The sequence below is a fragment of the Stenotrophomonas sp. RIT309 genome (genome assembly GCF_000632045.1).
Lineage (GTDB): Bacteria > Pseudomonadota > Gammaproteobacteria > Xanthomonadales > Xanthomonadaceae > Stenotrophomonas > Stenotrophomonas indicatrix.
On sequence record NZ_JFYS01000001.1, the window covers coordinates 259,767 to 278,454 of the forward strand.

Here is an 18,688-nt window from a genome sequence, read left to right on the forward strand (position 1 = left end):
GGTCCGGTCCGGATGGCGAGCGGTGTCATTGGATGTTCGCTGCCGTGCTGGCGCTGCTGGCCTGCATCGGCGACGCGCGCGCAGAGGATGGCCATGCCCTGTGGATGCGCTACGTCCCGCTCGAACCGGCCCTCGCTGCCGACTACCGCACCCGCCTGGGGCAGGTGGTGGCCCCTGATCACACAGCCACGCAGCGCGCCGCGCGCGATGAACTGCAGCGTGGACTGGCCGGGCTGCTCGGCAGCGCTCCGCAGTTGGCGGGTACGGCAGCCACCGGCCCCATGCTGGTGCTGGGTACGCCGCAGTCTTCGGCGTTGATCGCGCCGTTGCGTGCGCAGATGCAGCCGCTGGGCGAGGAAGGCTACCTGCTCAAGCGCACACAGGTGGGCGGGCGCGATGCGCTGCTGGTTGCCGCACCGCGGGATATCGGCGTGCTGTACGGGGTGTTCCACCTGCTGCGGCTGCTGCAGACGGGCGCGGCACTGGACGCTCTCGATGTGCGCCAATCGCCACGGCTCCGGCTGCGCGTGCTCAATCACTGGGACAACCTGGATGGCCATGTCGAACGTGGCTACGCAGGCCGTTCACTGTGGGACTGGCAGACGTTGCCGGAGTGGCGCGACCCGCGCTACACCGACTATGCACGCGCCAACGCATCCGTAGGCATCAACGGCACCGTGCTCAACAACGTGAATGCAAACGCACAGAGTCTTGCGCCGGACTATCTCGACAAAGCGGCAACACTGGCCGATCTGTTCCGTCCGTACGGCATCCGTGTCTACCTGAGTGCACGCTTCAGCGCACCCATCGAGCTGGGCGGGCTCGACACCGCCGATCCGCTCGACCCGGCCGTGCAACGCTGGTGGCGCGACAAAGCCGACCAGATCTACGCGCGCATTCCCGATTTCGGTGGCTTCCTGGTGAAGGCCAATTCGGAAGGGCAGCCCGGCCCGCAGGACTACGGCCGCTCGCACGCCGACGGCGCCAACCTGCTGGCCGATGCGCTGGCCGCGCACGGCGGCGTGGTGATGTGGCGCGCCTTCGTGTATGCGCACGACGTTCCTGCGGACCGCGCCACGCAGGCCTACAGCGAATTCGCCGGCCTGGATGGTGCGTTCCGCCCGAACGTGGTGCTGCAGGTGAAGAACGGGCCCATCGACTTCCAGCCGCGTGAGCCGTTCCATCCGCTGTTCGGAGCCATGCCGCGCACGCCGCTGGTGATGGAAGTGCAGATCACCAAGGAGTACCTGGGCTTTGCCACGCATCTGGTTTACCTGGGGCCGTTGTACGAGGAAGTGCTGCGGGCCGACACCCGCACACGCGGCAGGGGGGGCACCGTGGCGCAGTCCCTGGCCGGCATGGCCGGGGTCGCCAACATCGGCAACGACCGCACCTGGAGTGGATCGCACTTCGACCAGGCCAACTGGTACGCCTTCGGGCGCCTTGCGTGGGATCCGCGGCAATCGGCCCAGGACATCGCGGCGGACTGGGCGGCGCTGACGTTCTCAGCCGATCCCGGCGTGGTGCAGCCCATCGTCGGGATGATGATGGCCTCGCGCGAGGCCGCGGTGAACTACATGACGCCGTTGGGCCTGCACCACCTGATGGCGCGGGGACACCACTATGGTCCCGGTCCATGGGTCGATGGTGGCCCGCGCGCGGATTGGACGTCGGTGTACTACCACCGTGCGGATCGCAACGGCATCGGCTTCGACCGCACCGCGCGCGGCAGCAACGCTGTGGCCCAGTATTCCCCCGGCGTGGCCGAGCAGTATGGCGACCTGGCGCGGGTTCCGGAGCCGCTGCTGTTGTGGTTCCACCACGTGCCGTGGGATCACCGCATGGCCTCGGGGCGAACGCTGTGGGACGAACTGGTCGGGCGCTATTCGCTGGGGGTACGGCAAGTCCAGGGCATGCAGGCCACCTGGGCGGGGCTGCAGGGCAAGGTGGATGCGCAACGACATGCGCAGGTCACGGCCTTCCTGCGTATCCAGCAGCGCGAAGCACAGTGGTGGCGCGATGCCAGCGTGGCGTATTTCCAGTCGGTGAGCGGCAGACCGTTGCCCGCAGGCGAAGCCGCGCCGCCGCATCCGCTTGCCTGGTACCAGGCCCTGCAGTTTCCCTCCGCGCCAGGAGATGGCCGATGAAGCCGACGTCGTGGGTGGGCTGGCTGCTGCTGGTTGCCATGGGCAACTGCGCCACGCGTGCAGCGGCACAGGAACCAACGATGGCGCTGCTGCATCCGCTGTTCCAGGATCACGCCGTGCTGCAGCGTGACCGGCTCATTCCGGTATGGGGCCAGGCCACGCCGGGCGCCTCGGTTTCCGTGGCGTTTGCAGGGCGCACTGTCAGCGCGCACGCGGCTGGCGATGGCCGCTGGCACGCAACGCTGCCGCCTGCGGCAGCCGGCGGACCTTACGAAATGTCGGTCCGGTCCGGGCATGCCAGCCAGATCGTGCGCGACGTGCAGATCGGCGATGTCTGGTTGTGTTCCGGGCAGTCGAACATGGAGCTTCCGCTATGGCGCGCGCTAGATGCAGGCAGCGAGATCGCCTCCGCTACGGAACCGGGGATCCGCCTGTTCACCGTGCCGAAGGCGGCGGCGGTTTCACCGCAGAGTGATTTTTCCGCATCTGTGGCATGGCGCCCCGCGTCACCGGACACCGTGCGTGACTTTTCCGCCGCGTGTTTCTACTTTGCGCGTGAACTGCGCAAGACCGTCGACGTTCCGATGGGGCTGATCCAGGCAGCGTGGGGCGGCTCGCGTATCGAGGCCTGGACCAGCAGCAATGCCCTGCGCATGCAGGATGGCCTGGGCCCAGCGCTTGACGTGTTCGCGCTGTACGCGCGTGATCCGGCGGCGGCAAACGAACGTTGGGGCCAGCAGTGGCAACACTGGTGGACAACACGCGCCGATGCCGCCGCCGATGCACCCTGGCAGCCAAGCAGCGACAGCCGTGGATGGCAACGCGCCCCTGCCACGCTCGGGGCGTGGGAGCGCTGGGGTGTGCCAGCGCTGGCCGGCTACAACGGCATGGTCTGGTACCGCACCCAGGTGACACTGAGCGCCGACCAGGCCGCCAAGCGCGCACAGCTCGAGCTCGGCCCCATCGACGAGACGGACATGACCTGGGTGAACGGCGTGGCCGTGGGCAGCCAGTACGGTGCGGGCGAGCGGCGAACCTATGCGCTGCCAGCCGGATTGCTGAAAGCCGGCGCCAACACCGTGGTGATCAATGTCCTGGACACCTACGGTGAGGGCGGCCTTGCAGGGCCCGCGAGCGCGCACGCCATCGGCCTGGATGACGGTACGCGCATCGAGCTGGATGCCCGCTGGCAGTACCGGGTGGCGCCCGGCGCACAGGCGCCGCCGCTGGCACCGTGGCACGCCGCCACGGGACTGTCGACGCTGTACAACGGCATGATCGCGCCGCTGGGTGCCTATGGCCTGCGCGGCATGCTGTGGTACCAGGGTGAATCCAACACCGGCGACGCAACGGCATACCTCGCACGCCTGCGCAGCCTGCGTGACGACTGGCGGGGGCGGTTCGGCGCGCACACGCCGCTGCTGCTGGTGCAGCTGGCCGGCTATGGCCAGCCCCCCGTGGCGCCGGTTGAAAGTGGCTGGGCGCAGGTGCGCGAGGCGCAGCGGCTCGCTGCGGCGGAAGACCCGCGCACCGGGCTGGCCGTGGCCATCGACATCGGCGATGCCTACGAAATCCACCCGCCGAACAAGCAGGAACTGGGCCGGCGGCTGGCGCGGGCAGCGCGCCATGTGGTCTATGGCGAGCGCAGCCTGGCGCCCGCCGGCCCAACTGCACACACGGCATCGGCCACCCGCGCCGGCGTGCGTATCCGCTTCAACGGGGTCACCGGCACCCTGGTCACGACCGGCGCGAACGGCCCCATCGGCTTCGAGCTGTGCGACGCCGATGCGCACCACTGCCACTACGCCGACGCGGTGCTGGACGGGCTCGACGTCGTGCTGCGCAGCCCGCTGGCAGACGCGGGCGGGCGCGTGCGCTACTGCTGGGCCGATGGCCCGGTGTGCACCCTGCGCGACAGCAGTGGGGCGCCCGCCGGCCCGTTCGAGCTTTCCATCACCCCTGCGGAGGTTCCCTGATGCGTCTGCTGCTGGCTCCAGTACTCGTGTTGATGTCGTTGCTGCCGCAGGCGTGGGCAGCGCCGCCGGTCTACTTCGACTGGTTCGAGTACAGCGGTCGCGACGCGGCCTTCGATGCGCCGTTGCCGGCCGGGCACTATCGCAACCCGATTCTTGCCGGGTTCCATGCCGACCCCAGCATCGTCGCCGCAAACGGGCGCTTCTATCTGGTCAATTCCAGCTTCACCTACTTCCCGGGCATCCCGGTATTCGAAAGCGTGGACCTGGTGCACTGGAAGCAGATCGGCAATGTGATCGACCGACCGTCGCAGCTGGACTTCGACGGACTGGGCGTGTCGCGCGGTATCTTCGCGCCGGCCATCAGTTACCACGACGGCATGTTCTACGTGGTCACCACGGCCGTCGACAGCGGCGGCAACTTCATCGCTACCGCCCGTGATCCTGCCGGTCCCTGGTCCGACCCGCACTGGCTGCCTGGCATCGATGGAATCGATCCGTCATTGTTCTTCGACAACGACGGCACCGTGTATCTGCTCAACAACGATGTACCGCCCGGCCCGCCACGTTACGAGGGCCACCGTGCCATCTGGATGCAGCAGATTGATCTGGCGACCTTCGCCCCGGTAGGTCCCCGCAAGGTGTTGATCGACGGCGGGGTGGAGCCGGCCAGGAACCCTATCTGGATCGAGGGGCCGCACATCTACCAACGCGATGGCTGGTACTACCTCTCCGACGCGGAAGGCGGCACCGGGCCACAACATTCGCAGGTGGTGCTGCGCAGCCGTGATGTGTGGGGGCCCTACGTGCCGTATGTGGGCAATCCGATTCTCACCCAGCGTGACCTGCCCGCCGACAGGCCGTTGCCGATCACCAATGCCGGACATGCGGATCTGGTGGAGGGGCCGGACGGCTCATGGTGGGCGGTGTTCCTTGCCAGCCGCAACTACGACACGCGCCACTACAACACCGGGCGCGAGACCTATCTGCTGCCGGTGCAATGGCGTGACGGCTGGCCGGTGATCCTGCCGGCCAACCAGGCCATTCCGTATGTGGCCAGAGCGCCCTCCTGGATGCAGGGCGAAGCGTCGCAGGCGCCGTCCACCGGCAATTTCACCGAACGTGACGAATTCGATGCGCCGGCACTCGGCAGCGGCTGGCTGCGCGTGCGCATCCCCAGGCAGCCGTGGGCGGACCTGCGCGAGCGACCGGGGGCCTTGGCCGTGCACCCGCTGGCGGAGAACCTGGACACGCTGCGCAACCCCGCGTTCCTCGGCCGGCGCCAGCAGCACCTGCGCTTCGAATCCAGCACGGCCATGACCCGGCCGGCGGCGGGCGTGGCCGCAGGCCTGGCAGCTTTCCAGAGCGAGACCCACTGGTATTTCCTTGGCGTGCGCAGCCTCGGCGGTGACCGCGTGGCGGTCTTCCTGGAAGCGCGCGACGGCAGCGGTGTCACCCGCACCCTGGCAACGCGCCAGGCAACGGCAGCGACGTCGCTGCGCCTGAAGATCGCCGGTGACGAAGGCCGCTATGCGTTCGCCTTCGACAGCGGCGACGGGCGTGGCTGGCAGACACTGGCCGATGACGTGGACGGAACGGTGTTGAGTACGGATCGTGCAGGCGGCTTCGTCGGCGCCCTGCTGGGACCATTCGCGCGCGACGAGCGTGCATTGAGGAGCAAATGATGACGCGCACTCCCATCTTCCGCACGCTGGCCCTGTGCGCAGCCATCGCGCTGGCGGGCACGGGTTACGCATCCGAGCCGGCGCCCTGGCTCGACACCTCGGCCAGCTTCGAAAACCGCGCCGCTGCCCTGGTCGCACGGATGACCCTGGAGGAGAAGGCAGCGCAGATGCAGAACGCCGCGCCCGCGATCGAGCGCCTGGGCGTTCCCGCCTACGACTGGTGGAACGAAGGCCTGCATGGCGTGGCGCGGGCAGGGCAGGCCACCGTGTTTCCGCAGGCCATCGGCCTGGCGGCCACCTTCGATGTGCCGCTGATGGGGCAGGTGGCCAGCACCATCAGCGACGAAGCCCGTGCCAAGCACCACCAGTTCCTCCGTGAAGGCTCGCATGGCCGCTACCAGGGGCTGACCTACTGGTCGCCGAACATCAACATCTTCCGCGACCCGCGATGGGGCCGTGGCCAGGAAACCTACGGCGAGGACCCGTACCTCACCGCCCGCATGGGCGTGGCCTTCGTGCACGGTCTGCAGGGCGATGACCCGGTGTACCGCAAGCTCGACGCCACCGCCAAGCACCTGGCCGTGCACAGTGGCCCCGAGGCCGACCGCCACCACTTCGATGCGCGCCCGAGCAAGCGCGACCTGTACGACACCTACCTGCCCGCGTTCGAGGCGCTGGTGAAAGAGGGGCAGGTGGACGCGGTGATGGGCGCCTACAACCGGGTGTACGGCGAGTCCGCCAGCGCCAGCCGGTTCCTGCTGCGCGACGTGCTGCGCCGCGACTGGGGCTTCAAGGGCTACGTGGTGTCCGACTGCTGGGCCATCGTCGACATCTGGAAACATCACCGGATCGTTCCAAGCCGCGAGGCGGCTGCCGCGTTGGCGGTCCGCAACGGCACCGAACTGGAGTGCGGCCAGGAGTACGCCACGCTGCCGGCGGCAGTACGGCAGGGCCTGATCAGCGAGGCGGAGATCGACGATGCGGTGACCCGCCTGTTTGCCGCGCGGATGCGGCTGGGCATGTTCGACCCACCCGAGCGCGTGCGCTGGGCGCAGATTCCCGCGTCGGTCAACCAGGCTCCGGCGCATGATGCACTGGCCCTGAAGGCCGCCCAGGAATCGCTGGTGCTGCTGAAGAACGATGGCGTGCTGCCGCTGTCCCGCAACCTGAAGCGCATCGCCGTGATCGGCCCCACGGCCGATGACACCATGGCATTGCTCGGCAACTACTTCGGCACCCCGGCCGCGCCGGTCACCCTCCTGCAGGGCATCCGCGATGCCGCCAAGGGAATCGAGGTGAGCTACGCACGCGGCGTGGACCTGGTTGAAGGGCGCGACGATCCCAGCGCTACACCCTTGATCGAAGCGACCTACCTGCGCCCGTCGGCTGACTCCCCGGAGCGCGGGCTGCGCGGCGAGTACTTCCGTACCGCCGATCTTTCCGGCACTCCGGCCCTGGTCCGCACCGATGCCCAGATCGGATTCCGCTGGGATCGGGGCTCCCCGACCGACAACCTGCTGGCCCGTGGTGAAGCCGCACCGGGGCAGGGCATCCCCAGCGATGGTTTCAGCATCCGCTGGACTGGCCAGTTGCTGCCGCCCGTCTCGGGGCGCTACCGGATCGAGGCGGCCGCCGACGATGGTTTCCGCCTCTACGTGGACGGCAAGCGGGTGCTGGACCACTGGGCCAACAGTGATCGCCTGCACGGCGATGGCGCGGACCTGGACCTGCAGGCCGGCCGCGCCTATGACCTGAGGCTTGAGTACTTCGACGCCGAGCGCGATGCCGGCGTCCGCCTGGGGTGGCGCATGCCCGGAGCCAAGCCGCCGTTCGAAGCGGCACTGGAGGCCGCGCGCAACGCCGATGTGGTGGTGTTCGTGGGCGGCCTCACCGGCGACGTCGAAGGCGAAGAGATGAAGGTCAACTACCCGGGCTTCGCCGGCGGCGACCGTACCGACCTGCGCCTGCCCGCGCCCCAGCGCTCGCTGCTGGAAGCGCTGCATGCCACCGGCAAACCGGTGGTGATGGTCCTCACCGGCGGCTCTGCCATGGCGGTGGACTGGGCGCAGCAGAATCTGTCCGCCATCCTGATGAGCTGGTATCCCGGGCAACGCGGCGGCACCGCCGTCGGCCAGGCGCTGTTCGGCGACGTCAATCCGGGCGGGCGCCTGCCGGTGACCTTCTACAAGGCGGACGAGGCGATGCCGGCCTTTGACGACTACACGATGGAAGGACGCACCTACCGCTACTTCCGCGGTACCCCGCTGTATCCGTTCGGGCACGGGCTGTCGTACACCCGCTTCGACTACGGCAGGCTGCAGCTCGATTCAACGCGCATCGCCAACGACGGTACACTCAAGGTGCAGGTCGAGATCGCCAACACGGGCAAGCGCGCCGGCGACGAAGTGGTCCAGCTGTATGTGCGACGGCTGCAGGCCGGGCCTGGCGACGCACGCCAGACATTGCGCGGCTTCCAGCGTGTGCACCTGGCCGCAGGCGAGCGGCGCACCGTGGTGTTCGACCTGGAAGCGCAGCAGGCCCTGCGCCACTATGACGACGCGCGCGGCGGCTATGCCGTGCCGGCGGGCGCATACGAGGCATGGGTGGGCAGCTCCAGCGCCGACATCCGCGCGAAGGCCGGGTTCACCGTGGAGACCAACCGTGACTGATGCGCGCCGCATCGAAAGCACCGGGCACACGCTGTCCATCCGGGAGAAGCTCGGCTACAGCCTGGGCGACCTGGCCGCCAACCTGATCTTCCAGACGCTGATCACCTACCTCGCGTTCTTCTACACCGATGTGTACCGGCTGCCGCCCGCCACGGCCGCCACGATCATCTTCGTGATCGGCGTGCTCGGTGCCTTCGTGTTCACCCCGTTGATCGGCATCGCCGCCGATCGCACGGTCAGCCGCTGGGGCAAGTTCCGGCCGTGGATCCTGTGGACGGCGATTCCCTTCGGGGTGCTGTCACTGCTGGCCTTCAGCACCCCCGACCTGGCGCCGCGCGCCAAGGTCGTCTACGCCCTGGCCACCTACGGCCTGTTGATGCTCGTGTATGCGGCCAACAATCTGCCGTACTCGGCACTCAGTGGCGTGCTCACCGGCAGCATGGCCCAGCGCAACAGCCTGTCGGCCTACCGCTTCGTGGCGGTGATGATCGCGCAGTTCATCATCCAGGTCCTGCTGCTGCCGCTGGTGCTGATCCTCGGCGACGGCGACCGGGTGCTGGGCTTCGAGCGGGTCATGACGGTATTTGCGGTGGTGGGAACGGTGTTCTTCCTGATCACCTTCGCCACCACGCGCGAGCGCATCGTACCGGCGAAGGAACAGACTGCCGGGGTGCTGCAGGACCTGTCCGACCTGCTGCGCAACCGCCCATGGAAGGTGATGCTGGCGCTGACCATCCTGGTCTTCATCAACCTGTCGCTGAAGGGCGGTACCTACGTCTACTACTTCCAGTACTACATGAGCGAGGCCGCCCTGGCGGGATTTCTCGACAGCTCCGGCTTCAACCGCTTCATCGGCGCCGTCAACGCGGCACTCAACGGTCTGGGCCTGGCCGGGTTCGCCTGGCCGAAGGATCCGGCAACATCGGCATTCAGCCTGTTCAACGCCTGCGGCATCGTCTGCATGATCCTGGGCATCGGTGTATCGCGCCGCCTGGCCGACCGTTTCGGCAAGCGTGATGTCTTTGGCGGTGCCTTGCTGGTGTCCACCGTGTTCCTGCTGGCGTTCTATTTCTTCCCGCCCACGGCGGTCGCCGTGGCCTTCGCTGCCTTCATGCTGCACGGGTTCTGCTACGGCATCACCATCCCGCTGCTGTGGGCGATGATCGCCGACGTCGCCGACTACTCCGAATGGAAGAACCATCGCCGTGCCACCGCCATCGTCTTCTCGGCGATGCTGTGTGGCCTGAAGATCGGGCTCAGCATCGGTGGCGCGCTGGTCGCCGGCATCCTCGCCCATCACGGCTACCAGGCAGGCGCACCGCAACAGCCCGAAGCCGTGGTGGATGGTATCCGCCTGACGGTGAGTGTGTACTGCTCCCTGCCGTTTCTGGCTGCAGTAGCGCTGCTTTTCCTCTACGAGATCAACAAGCGCATGGAGACCCGCATCGAGCAGGACCTGCAGTCGCGGCGCCAGGGCAGCGATCTGCAGCAACTGGCAGCACACGCCATCTCCCAGCCCCTGGTAAGCCACATCTACACGGCCGACCCTTCGGCCCATGTGTTCGAGGGACGGCTGTACATCTATCCATCGCACGACATCGACAGCGGCGCCCCCTTCGACGATGAGGGCGGGCACTTCGGCATGCAGGACTACCACGTGCTGCGGATGGACACGCCGGAGGGCGAGGCCACCGACTGCGGCGTGGCGCTGCATGTGCGCGACGTGCCCTGGGCCAGCCAGCAGATGTGGGCACCGGATGCCGCCTCCCGCGATGGCCGCTATTACCTGTACTTCCCGGCCAAGGACGCCCACGGCATGTTCCGTATCGGCGTTGCGGCGGCGGATCGGCCGGAGGGCCCGTTCACTCCCGAACCCGAACCCATCGAGGGCGCGTACTCGATCGACCCGGCCGTGTTCGAGGACGACGACGGCGCGCACTACCTCTGTTTCGGTGGCATCTGGGGTGGCCAGCTGCAGAAGTATCGCGACAACCGCTACGACCCGGCGCATGAAGAACCTGCCGGCGAGGCGCCGGCACTGGGCCCGCGTATCGGGCGACTGGACGCCGGCATGACCCGGCTTGCCGAACCCACCCGGGAGATCGTCATCCTGGACGAGCACGGGCAGCCGCTGCGCGCCGACGACCATGCCCGTCGCTTCTTCGAAGGACCGTGGCTGCACAAGCACCAGGGCCGGTATTACCTGTCGTACTCCACTGGTGATACGCACCTGCTGTGCTATGCCACCAGCGACAGCCCGTACGGGCCGTTCACCTATCGCGGCGTGATCCTCACCCCCGTGGTGGGCTGGACAACCCATCACTCCATCTGTGCGTTCCAAGGGCGGTGGTACCTGTTCTATCACGACGCGTTGTTGTCCGGCGGGGTCACCCACCTGCGTTCGGTCAAGTGCACACCGCTGCACATGGAAGCAGATGGCAGCATCCGGACGATCCATCCCTATGGCACCTGAGCCGACTTCGCCCACGGATGATGCGCAGGCGGCACTGCCGGCCGGCCCACTGCACTGGTTGCGGGCAGGCAGGCTGGAGGTCGCGCTTGCACCGGAAGCCGGTGGGCGCATCGCCCAACTACGCTGTGACGGTGTGGACTGGCTCGTCAGCGAACATGAAGTAGGGCAGGCGGGCATTGCGTGGGGGTGCTATCCCATGCTGCCCTGGGCCGGGCGCATCCGGCACGGACGCTTCGCCTTCGAAGGCAGGCCCTATCAGCTGCCGGTGAACTTCGGAATGCACGCCATCCATGGCGTCGGCTTCTCACGGCCGTGGCGCATCGACCGCCTTGAACCGGACGGCGCCTCGCTGTCGCTGGACCTGCCTGAGGACGCCTATTGGCCCTTCGGAGGCAGGGCATCGCAGCATCTCCTCGTGCAACCCGACCGCCTGAAGCTGCGCCTCGCAGTGCAGGCCGGTGCCATGGCAATGCCAGCCGTGCTTGGCTGGCATCCCTGGTTCCGCAAGCCGGATCGACTGCTGTTCGCACCCAGCGCGATGTACCCGCGCGACGGGGAGGGCATCGCCACCTTGCCCTGCGTGCATCCAACGCAGGGGCCGTGGGATGACTGCTTCATCAACCCGGCCGAAGTGACGCTGCTTGCCGCCGGCCAGCGGCTGCGGCTGAGCGCCGACACCGATCACTGGGTGGTCTACGACGGGGCGGCGCACGCCACCTGCGTGGAACCGCAGACCGGCCCACCCGATGGATTCACGCTGGCGCCGACCCGGTTGCAGCCGGGACAACAGCTGGAACTGAACTTCGAACTGCGTTGGGAGATCGGCAGCGATGGCGATCTGGCTGGCGTCGACGCCAGCTGATCATCTGTCCACAGCAGAACTCAAGAACTCCGCACGGCTGTTCCACCGCATCGAATGCCTGCGGCCCTTCTGTTCTTCGCATCCGCCGGGCATGGCCCGGCGCTACCCATCTTTGCGTCCGCCGGGCATGGCCCGGCGCTACCCATCTTTGCGTCCGCCGGGAATGACCCGGCGTTACCCATGCGTCGCGTCCGGTAGTGCCGGCCGCTGGCCGGCAACACGCGATCCGGCGCGGGCGCACCTTCAGCAAGGGCGCACGCCATGTGGCGTGACATGCACCGTTGGCTTCAATGGGCGTCAGCCCGCTGTGCCTACCCGGTCGGATCTGGATCAGGCCGTTCGTAGTCGTCGGGCGCAGCTTTGGGGTCATCACCATCATCGGGCATGTCGTGCTCCTTCCATGTCGCTTTGTCATTCCTGAGCCTGTCCGGGGTATGGCTCTTCGACGCATCGTCCACGTCGGCGCCAGGGTTGAAAGGCAGGTCATCCCGCAGCTTTTTCTCGTTCACTGGAGTGTGCTCCTCGGGCGTGTTGACCAGCCTCTGCCACGGGGCGTTAACGCTGCAACACAGGCGGATGAAGGGCTGCCGCACGGCCCATCAACCCATGTGCGCAGCCTCGGCATGCGGCTGCGATGGCAGCACTCCCTTGCCTCACTGACCTGTCGTTGACGTACAGATGTCAGACTCGCGCACAAAGGGGTGTCCGGGTGAATTGCAGGGGAGTGATCATCAGGAGAGCTGGCAATGCCGTTTCTCACTGACTCAACAGAAGTCGCCGTCGAGGGCGTCGGTGCAGCCCGGCGCATCGGCTGGATGCGCTTCGTGGGGAACGGCTTGGGCGCGCTTCCGATTGCCTCGATCATTCTGGAGCGTCAGGCGGATGCTGCGCCCTGGGTGCTGCTGTTGCTCAACGCCCTCGCATGGCCGGCGCTGGCGATGCTCCTGACACGTCGCGCCCGCGAGCCGGCAGCAGCGCAGTTCCGCTGCATGATCGTCGACTCTCTTTTTGGAGGCGCATGGATCGCCTTCATGGCCCTCAGCACGGTGCCCAGTGCGTTGTTTGCCGCGCTGCTGGTGGCCGACAAGATCGCCGCTGGCGGCATCCGCCTGGCAACGAGGGCAACCCTGGCCCTGGTGATCGGGTTCGCCGCCACCTGGCTTGCCCTGGGCCTGCCTTATCAACCCATCACCTCGCAGCGCACGGTTGTCCTCAGCCTGCCTTTCCTGTTCGTCTACGGGATCGGGTTGAGCGTGCTGAGCTGGCGGCTGGCGCGCCGGGTGAAATCACAGAATCGCCAACTGCAGCGCCTGAGCCGGATGGATCCGTTGGTGGAGCTGGCCAACCGCGGCTTCCTGATCCAGCGCGCCCAGCAGGTGCTGCAGACGGGGCAGCACCACGGCGGCGACGCGTGCCTGCTGATGCTTGATGTTGATGATTTCAAGCGGATCAATGACTCGCATGGCCATCGTGCCGGCGATGAGGTGCTTCGCCGCATCGCGGTAGTGCTGCGTCAGCTGGCCCAGCCGGGCGACATGCCGGCGCGTCTGGGCGGTGATGAGTTCGCCGTCCTGCTGCGCCAGCGGATACCGGCAGAGGCCATGGATGTGGCCGAGCAGATAAGGCACTACCTGCAGGAGCCGGGCGCCCCTGAAACAGCCCATATCCAGTTCAGCGTCAGTATCGGCATCGCCGCAGCGGCTGGCACGGGCAGCGCAGAAGATTGGCTGGCGAAGGCGGACAAGGCGCTCTATCACGCCAAACGGCACGGCAAGAACACCGCAAGCTACGCCGAGTAATCTGCACCGGGGCCGCTGCACTGCTCATGTGGATGGAGAGCAGGCTGCCATTTCATCGGATACGCACCAGGCCGCGCTCAGTTCTCCACGCGCCACTGGCTCATCAGCATCTGCAGGAACCGCTCTGCGGTGGGCGAGAGCAGGGCGCCTCGACGGCGCACGATGCCAATGGTGCGCGATACCACCGGGTTGCCGATCGAACGCGTCACCAGCGTCGGATGATCGCCATCAGGGGTTGCCATTTTCGGCAGCACCGATACCCCGATGCCGGCCTCGACCATGCCCAGCGAAGTGGACAGGTGAGTCACTTCGTAATGCCAGCTCAGCTTGAGGTTCTCGCGCGCCAATGCGCCGTCCAGCAGTGTGCGGTTGCCACTGGTGCGATGCACGGTGATCAGCTGGTGCTCGGCCAGATCAGCCCATTCCACCGTGCGCTTGCGGGCCAGCGGATGATCAAGCCGGCATGCCAGCACGAACGGATCCTCGGCCAGCACGTCGAAATCGAGGTTGGGATCATTGGCACCCATGAAGTTGATGCCGAATTCGACCTCGCCGCGCTCCACCGCCTGCAGGCCCTCGGTGGCCGGAATATCCAGGATGCGGAAGCGCACGTTCGGATGCGCCTCGTGGAAGCGCGCCATCACGCTCGGCAGGAAGTAGAACGCCGCCGTGGGCAGGCAGGCGATGGTCACCGTGGCGCCGCGGGTGTCTTCGCGGCCGCGCAGCGAGAACAGCGAGCCATCGAACTCCTCCAGCATGCGCCGCACCAGCGGCAGCAGGTTCTCGCCCACGGCCGTAGTGCTGACACTGCGCGTGGTGCGCTCGAGCAACGGCGAGCCCACGGCCTGCTCAAGCTTCTGGATGCGCCGGCTCAGCGCCGGCTGGGAGACGTGCAGGATCTCTGCCGCGCGATGGAAGCTGCGGGTTTCCGATACCAGCAGGAAGGCGCGCAGATCGAGAATTTCGCAATTGATGCTCATCAGGTATCAATCATCCAAAAATCAGCAATTCACAGATCAATTGGGGTCATGCCAGTATCGAATCACAGAGGGGTCATTCATCCCCTATACGCATCAATCTAACACACGTATGTCCAACGATCTGCTCAGCATTCCCTGCGTGCTCATGCGTGGCGGCACCTCCAAGGGCCCCTTCTTCCTGGCCAGCGACCTGCCGGCTGATACCGCCGAACGCGACCGCCTGCTACTGGAGGTGATGGGTTCGGGCCACCCGCTGCAGATCGACGGCATCGGCGGCGGCAACGCACTGACCAGCAAGGTGGCCATCATCGACCGCTCCAGCCACCCCGATGCCGACGTGGACTATCTGTTCGCCCAGGTGCGGGTGGAACAGCAGGTGGTGGATACCTCGCCCAACTGCGGCAACATGCTGGCGGCGGTGGGCCCGTATGCAATCGAGCGCGGGCTGGTGCAGGCCCAGGACCCGCAGACCGAAGTGCGCGTCCACAACGTCAACACCGGCAAGCTGATCATCGCCACGGTGGAAACGCCGGGCGGCAACGTGGTCTACCGGGGCGACACCCGCATTGCCGGAGCGCCGGGCTCGGCCTCTCCGGTCCGGTTGTCCTTCCTGGATGCGGCAGGCGCACGGACCGGCAAGTTGCTGCCCAGTGGCCATGCGCAGGAAGCCATCGACGGCGTGCCGGTCAGCCTGATCGACTGCGCGATGCCGATGATGCTGGTGCACGCTGAGGACCTGGGCGTACGCGGTGATGCGTCACCTGCCGAACTGAATGCGGATGCCGCGTTCATGGCGCGGCTGGAGGCGTTGCGTATCGAGGCCGGCGCCCGAATGGGCATCGCCGACGCCGGCAGCAAGGTCATTCCCAAGCCGGTGCTGCTGTCCGCACCGCAACATGGCGGGCAGCTGCAGGTGCGCTATTTCATGCCGCACCAGTGCCACACCGCGCTGGCCATTACCGGCGCGGTGGGCATCGCGACCGCCGCCGTCACCTCGGGCACGTTGGCCCACACTTTGGTCGGGTGCCTGCCGCTGCCCGGCAGCATTACCCTCGAACATCCGAGTGGGGCCCTGGAGGTGGGCCTCAGTCGCAGCGCGGACGACGCGCCGGTGATCGCCAGCGTGGTGCGCACCGCACGTCGTCTGTTTGAAGGTCGTGTGTTCGCCACTTCGCCCGCGCCCGCCAGGGCCAGTGCTACCCAAGCCCGCCAATGGACGTCAGCGGCATGATCTGAAACCGGTCGGGCCGGCACGGCTGTGCTTGCCCGCCACCACAACGTAGATGCTTCACTCCTGGGAGGGATGATGTACAAGCAGTTCTTCATGGCCGCGCTGTGCGCGGTCGGCCTGGCCGCGGCCGGATGCAGCAAGCCGGACGCCGGTGCGGCCGGTGGTTCCGCACGCGGCGGCGACAATGCCCCGGTGCGCATCAGCGTCGGTTCCTACAACCTCAACAACCTGCCGTTCTTCATCGCCGACGCCAAGGGCTATTTCAAGGACGTCGGCCTGGAAGTGAAGACCGAGAACTTCGCCCAGGGCGGTTCGAAAGTACTGCAGGCGCTGGTTGCCAACTCCACCGACGTGGCCGTCGGCTTCTACGACCACACCATCCAGATGCAGGCCAAGGGCAAGGACGTAGTCGCCTTCGTACTGCTCTCGCGCAATTCCGGCCTGGTGATGGCCGGCCGCGAAGACGCCACATTCGATCCGGCGCGCCCGCAGACCATCAAGGGCCAGAAGGTCGGCATCACCGCACCGGGCTCCTCGTCCGACTTCTTCGTTCGCCATTTCCTGGCCCAGCATGACATCCCGGTCGACAGCATCTCGCTGATCGGCGTGGGTTCCGGTGCCGCTGCGGTCGCCGCGCTGGAGCAGGGCAAGATCGACCTGCTGGTGAACTACGATCCTGCCGCCACCCTGATCACCGAACGCAAGGTAGGGAAGATCATTCTCGACGCACGCAGTGATGACGGCGCACGACAGGTCTATGGCGGCCTGTACCCGACTTCGGTGATGTACGCCAACCAGAGCTTCCTGGACAAGCGCCCGGAAGCGGCCGAAAAGATCGCCCGTGCCGAGCAGATGGCGCTGAAGTTCATCGCCGACAACAGCGCCGAGGACATCGTCGCAGCCCTGCCTGACAGCTATGTCTCCGGCGACCGCGCCACCTATGCCCGCGCCGTGGAGAACGCCCGCGCGATCTTCACCACCGATGGCCACTTCACCGCGGCCGACCTGGAAACGCCGCTGAAGGTGTTGCGCGAGTTCAACACGGATGTGGCCAAGGCCAACATCGATCTGTCCAGGACCTACACCAATGCCTTCGTCGAGCGTGCCCACGCTGCGGCGCCGGCAGCCCAACGTTAAGCGGAGGTAACCCCATGGCCCTCAATGCCACCGTGCGCCAGCTCAATGGCGCGCCGCAGCTGGAGCCTGCACAGACCATGGTCGCCATCAACAAGGTGACCATGTCCTTCGGCGAATTCACCGCCGTGCGTGATGTCGACATCCAGGTGGGCGACGGCGAGTTCCTCGCCATCGTCGGCCCCACCGGCTGCGGCAAGAGCACCATCCTCAATTCCGTGGCGGGTCTGCTCACGCCATCGTCCGGGGAGGTGGCCATCGACGGCCGCAAGGTCAGCGGCGTGCAGGAATCTGTCGGCTATCTGTTCCAGCAGGATGCGCTGCTGCCATGGAAGACCGCGTACCAGAACGTCGAACTGGGCCTGCGCTTTCGTGGCGTGCCCGAAGCCGAGCGCAAGGCCAAGGCCAATGCCTGGCTGGCCAAGGTCGGCCTTGCCGGCTTCGAGCATCGCTACCCGCACCAGCTGTCCGGCGGACAGCGCAAGCGCGTGCAGATGGCACAGGCGTTGATCGTCGAACCGAAGGTGATCCTGATGGATGAGCCGTTCTCGGCGCTGGACATCCACACCCGCCACCTGATGCAGAACGAACTGCTGCGGCTGTGGCAGGAGGACCGGCGCTCGGTGATCCTCATCACCCATGACCTGGAAGAGGCCATCGCGCTGGGTGACCGCGTGGTGGTGCTGTCCTCCGGCCCCGCCAGCCGCGTCGTGCGCAGCTTCGACGTGGACCTGGAACGGCCGCGCAACGTGGCCGAAATCAAGCTGGACGAACGATTCACCGACCTGTACCGCGACATCTGGGCCTGCCTGCGCGGCGAAGTGGAGAAGAGCTATGCACGCCAAGACTGACAAATTCATCCAGCTGGCCCTGGTGGTCGCCGTATTCGGCGGCTGGGAAGGCGGCATCGCGCTGGGCGTGATCGATCCGTTCTTCTTCCCCTCGCCAACGGCAATCGTGCAGCAGGCCTGGACCTGGCTGTCCGACACCTCGTTCTACCAGCACGTCTACATCACCCTGACCGAAACCGCGCTGGGCTACATCATCGGCACCGGGCTGGGCGTGGCCGGTGGCGTGTGGCTTGGCCTGAGCCGACGCTCGGCACGCATCCTGGACCCGTTCATCAAGGGCTTCAACGCGATTCCGCGTGTGGTGCTGGCACCGATCTTCGTGCTGTGGCTGGGCCTTGGGCTGTGGTCGAAGGTGGCGCTGGCGGTCACGCTGGTGTTCTTCACCACGTTCTTCAACGCCATGCAGGGCGTGCGTGAAGTGAACCCGGTGGTGCTGGCCAACGCACGCATCCTGGGGGCGGGCCGCAGCGATCTGCTGCGTCACGTGTACTTCCCGGCGGCGGCCAGCTGGATCCTGTCCTCGCTGCGCACGTCCGTCGGTTTCGCGGTGGTCGGTGCGATCATCGGCGAGTACCTCGGTGCCTCGGCAGGGCTGGGCTACCTGATTGCCCAGGCCGAGGGCAACTTCAATGCCGTGGGGGTGTTCGCCGGCATCATCATCCTGGCCGCCTTCGTGCTCGTCATCGACGCACTGCTGGATGTGGTCGAGAACAAGCTGATCACCTGGCGCCCGAACGCGCAGACGCAGGCCACCAGCTGAGCGCGGCCGCCTGAGCCCGCTTGCCGCGCCGCCGGACTGATCCGGCGGCGCGCGCCTCCTTCCCCGATCTTCCCCCGCACCACCGCAACAGGCCAGCGCCAGGCCAGGGGGCCGGCTGGCCGGA

General features: G+C 67.0%; 13 protein-coding genes and 1 pseudogene. 12 read left to right on the forward strand and 2 right to left on the reverse strand.

Annotation, left to right across the window (positions count from 1 at the left end; all coding sequences use genetic code 11):
• The first annotated feature begins 32 nt into the window (after nucleotides 1–32).
• The 7 genes and pseudogenes from BW38_RS19215 to BW38_RS19190 all read left to right on the forward strand — a co-directional run bounded on the left by BW38_RS19215 (nucleotide 33) and on the right by BW38_RS19190 (nucleotide 11,809).
• Nucleotides 33–2,147 (forward strand): alpha-glucuronidase family glycosyl hydrolase, encoded by a 2,115-nt coding sequence (locus tag BW38_RS19215; protein ID WP_032974761.1) that lies wholly within the window; start codon nucleotides 33–35, stop codon nucleotides 2,145–2,147.
• Nucleotides 2,144–4,123: a sialate O-acetylesterase gene (locus BW38_RS19210; protein WP_032974762.1), complete on the forward strand. Its 1,980-nt coding sequence runs from the start codon at nucleotides 2,144–2,146 to the stop codon at nucleotides 4,121–4,123. Before BW38_RS19215 ends, BW38_RS19210 begins: the two co-directional genes overlap by 4 nt.
• A complete protein-coding gene (locus tag BW38_RS19205) occupies nucleotides 4,123–5,805 on the forward strand; it encodes a glycoside hydrolase family 43 protein (RefSeq protein WP_032974763.1) in 1,683 nt (560 codons plus the stop codon). Before BW38_RS19210 ends, BW38_RS19205 begins: the two co-directional genes overlap by 1 nt.
• Entirely contained in the window at nucleotides 5,802–8,474 is a 2,673-nt protein-coding gene (locus BW38_RS19200; protein ID WP_032974764.1) for a glycoside hydrolase family 3 protein, read from the forward strand. The genes BW38_RS19205 and BW38_RS19200 overlap by 4 nt, the downstream gene beginning before the upstream one ends.
• Before the next feature lie 10 nt (nucleotides 8,475–8,484).
• A pseudogene (locus BW38_RS22055) lies at nucleotides 8,485–9,957 on the forward strand (MFS transporter); the annotation flags it as partial.
• The gene (locus BW38_RS22060; RefSeq protein ID WP_327083150.1) at nucleotides 9,931–10,947 is read left to right on the forward strand and encodes a glycoside hydrolase family 43 protein; all 1,017 of its coding nucleotides are present in this window, start codon (nucleotides 9,931–9,933) and stop codon (nucleotides 10,945–10,947) included. The pseudogene BW38_RS22055 and the gene BW38_RS22060, both read left to right, overlap by 27 nt.
• On the forward strand, nucleotides 10,937–11,809 hold the full coding sequence (locus BW38_RS19190; protein WP_051584858.1) for an aldose epimerase: 873 nt from the start codon (nucleotides 10,937–10,939) through the stop codon (nucleotides 11,807–11,809). The genes BW38_RS22060 and BW38_RS19190 overlap by 11 nt, the downstream gene beginning before the upstream one ends.
• A 311-nt stretch (nucleotides 11,810–12,120) precedes the next feature.
• Here the strand turns inward: BW38_RS19190 and BW38_RS19185 are convergent, their stop codons facing one another.
• The gene (locus BW38_RS19185) at nucleotides 12,121–12,303 is read right to left on the reverse strand and encodes a hypothetical protein (protein ID WP_032974881.1); all 183 of its coding nucleotides are present in this window, start codon (nucleotides 12,301–12,303) and stop codon (nucleotides 12,121–12,123) included.
• Between the two features lie 252 nt (nucleotides 12,304–12,555).
• Between BW38_RS19185 and BW38_RS19180 the strand changes: the two genes are divergently transcribed.
• The gene (locus tag BW38_RS19180) at nucleotides 12,556–13,608 is read left to right on the forward strand and encodes a sensor domain-containing diguanylate cyclase (RefSeq protein ID WP_032974767.1); all 1,053 of its coding nucleotides are present in this window, start codon (nucleotides 12,556–12,558) and stop codon (nucleotides 13,606–13,608) included.
• A 77-nt stretch (nucleotides 13,609–13,685) separates the two neighbouring features.
• Here the strand turns inward: BW38_RS19180 and BW38_RS19175 are convergent, their stop codons facing one another.
• Nucleotides 13,686–14,588 (reverse strand): LysR family transcriptional regulator, encoded by a 903-nt coding sequence (locus BW38_RS19175; protein WP_032974768.1) that lies wholly within the window; start codon nucleotides 14,586–14,588, stop codon nucleotides 13,686–13,688.
• A gap of 109 nt (nucleotides 14,589–14,697) precedes the next feature.
• Between BW38_RS19175 and BW38_RS19170 the strand changes: the two genes are divergently transcribed.
• The 4 genes from BW38_RS19170 to BW38_RS19155 all read left to right on the forward strand — a co-directional run bounded on the left by BW38_RS19170 (nucleotide 14,698) and on the right by BW38_RS19155 (nucleotide 18,564).
• Nucleotides 14,698–15,819, forward strand: coding sequence for a 4-oxalomesaconate tautomerase (locus BW38_RS19170; RefSeq protein ID WP_032974769.1), 1,122 nt, complete (start codon nucleotides 14,698–14,700; stop codon nucleotides 15,817–15,819).
• Between the two features lie 75 nt (nucleotides 15,820–15,894).
• A complete protein-coding gene (locus tag BW38_RS19165; RefSeq protein WP_032974882.1) occupies nucleotides 15,895–16,956 on the forward strand; it encodes an ABC transporter substrate-binding protein in 1,062 nt (353 codons plus the stop codon).
• A gap of 14 nt (nucleotides 16,957–16,970) precedes the next feature.
• Nucleotides 16,971–17,804: an ABC transporter ATP-binding protein gene (locus tag BW38_RS19160; RefSeq protein WP_032974770.1), complete on the forward strand. Its 834-nt coding sequence runs from the start codon at nucleotides 16,971–16,973 to the stop codon at nucleotides 17,802–17,804.
• Complete coding sequence (locus tag BW38_RS19155; RefSeq protein ID WP_032974771.1) at nucleotides 17,788–18,564, forward strand: ABC transporter permease; 777 nt, start codon at nucleotides 17,788–17,790, stop codon at nucleotides 18,562–18,564. The genes BW38_RS19160 and BW38_RS19155 overlap by 17 nt, the downstream gene beginning before the upstream one ends.
• Nucleotides 18,565–18,688: the final 124 nt, after the last annotated feature.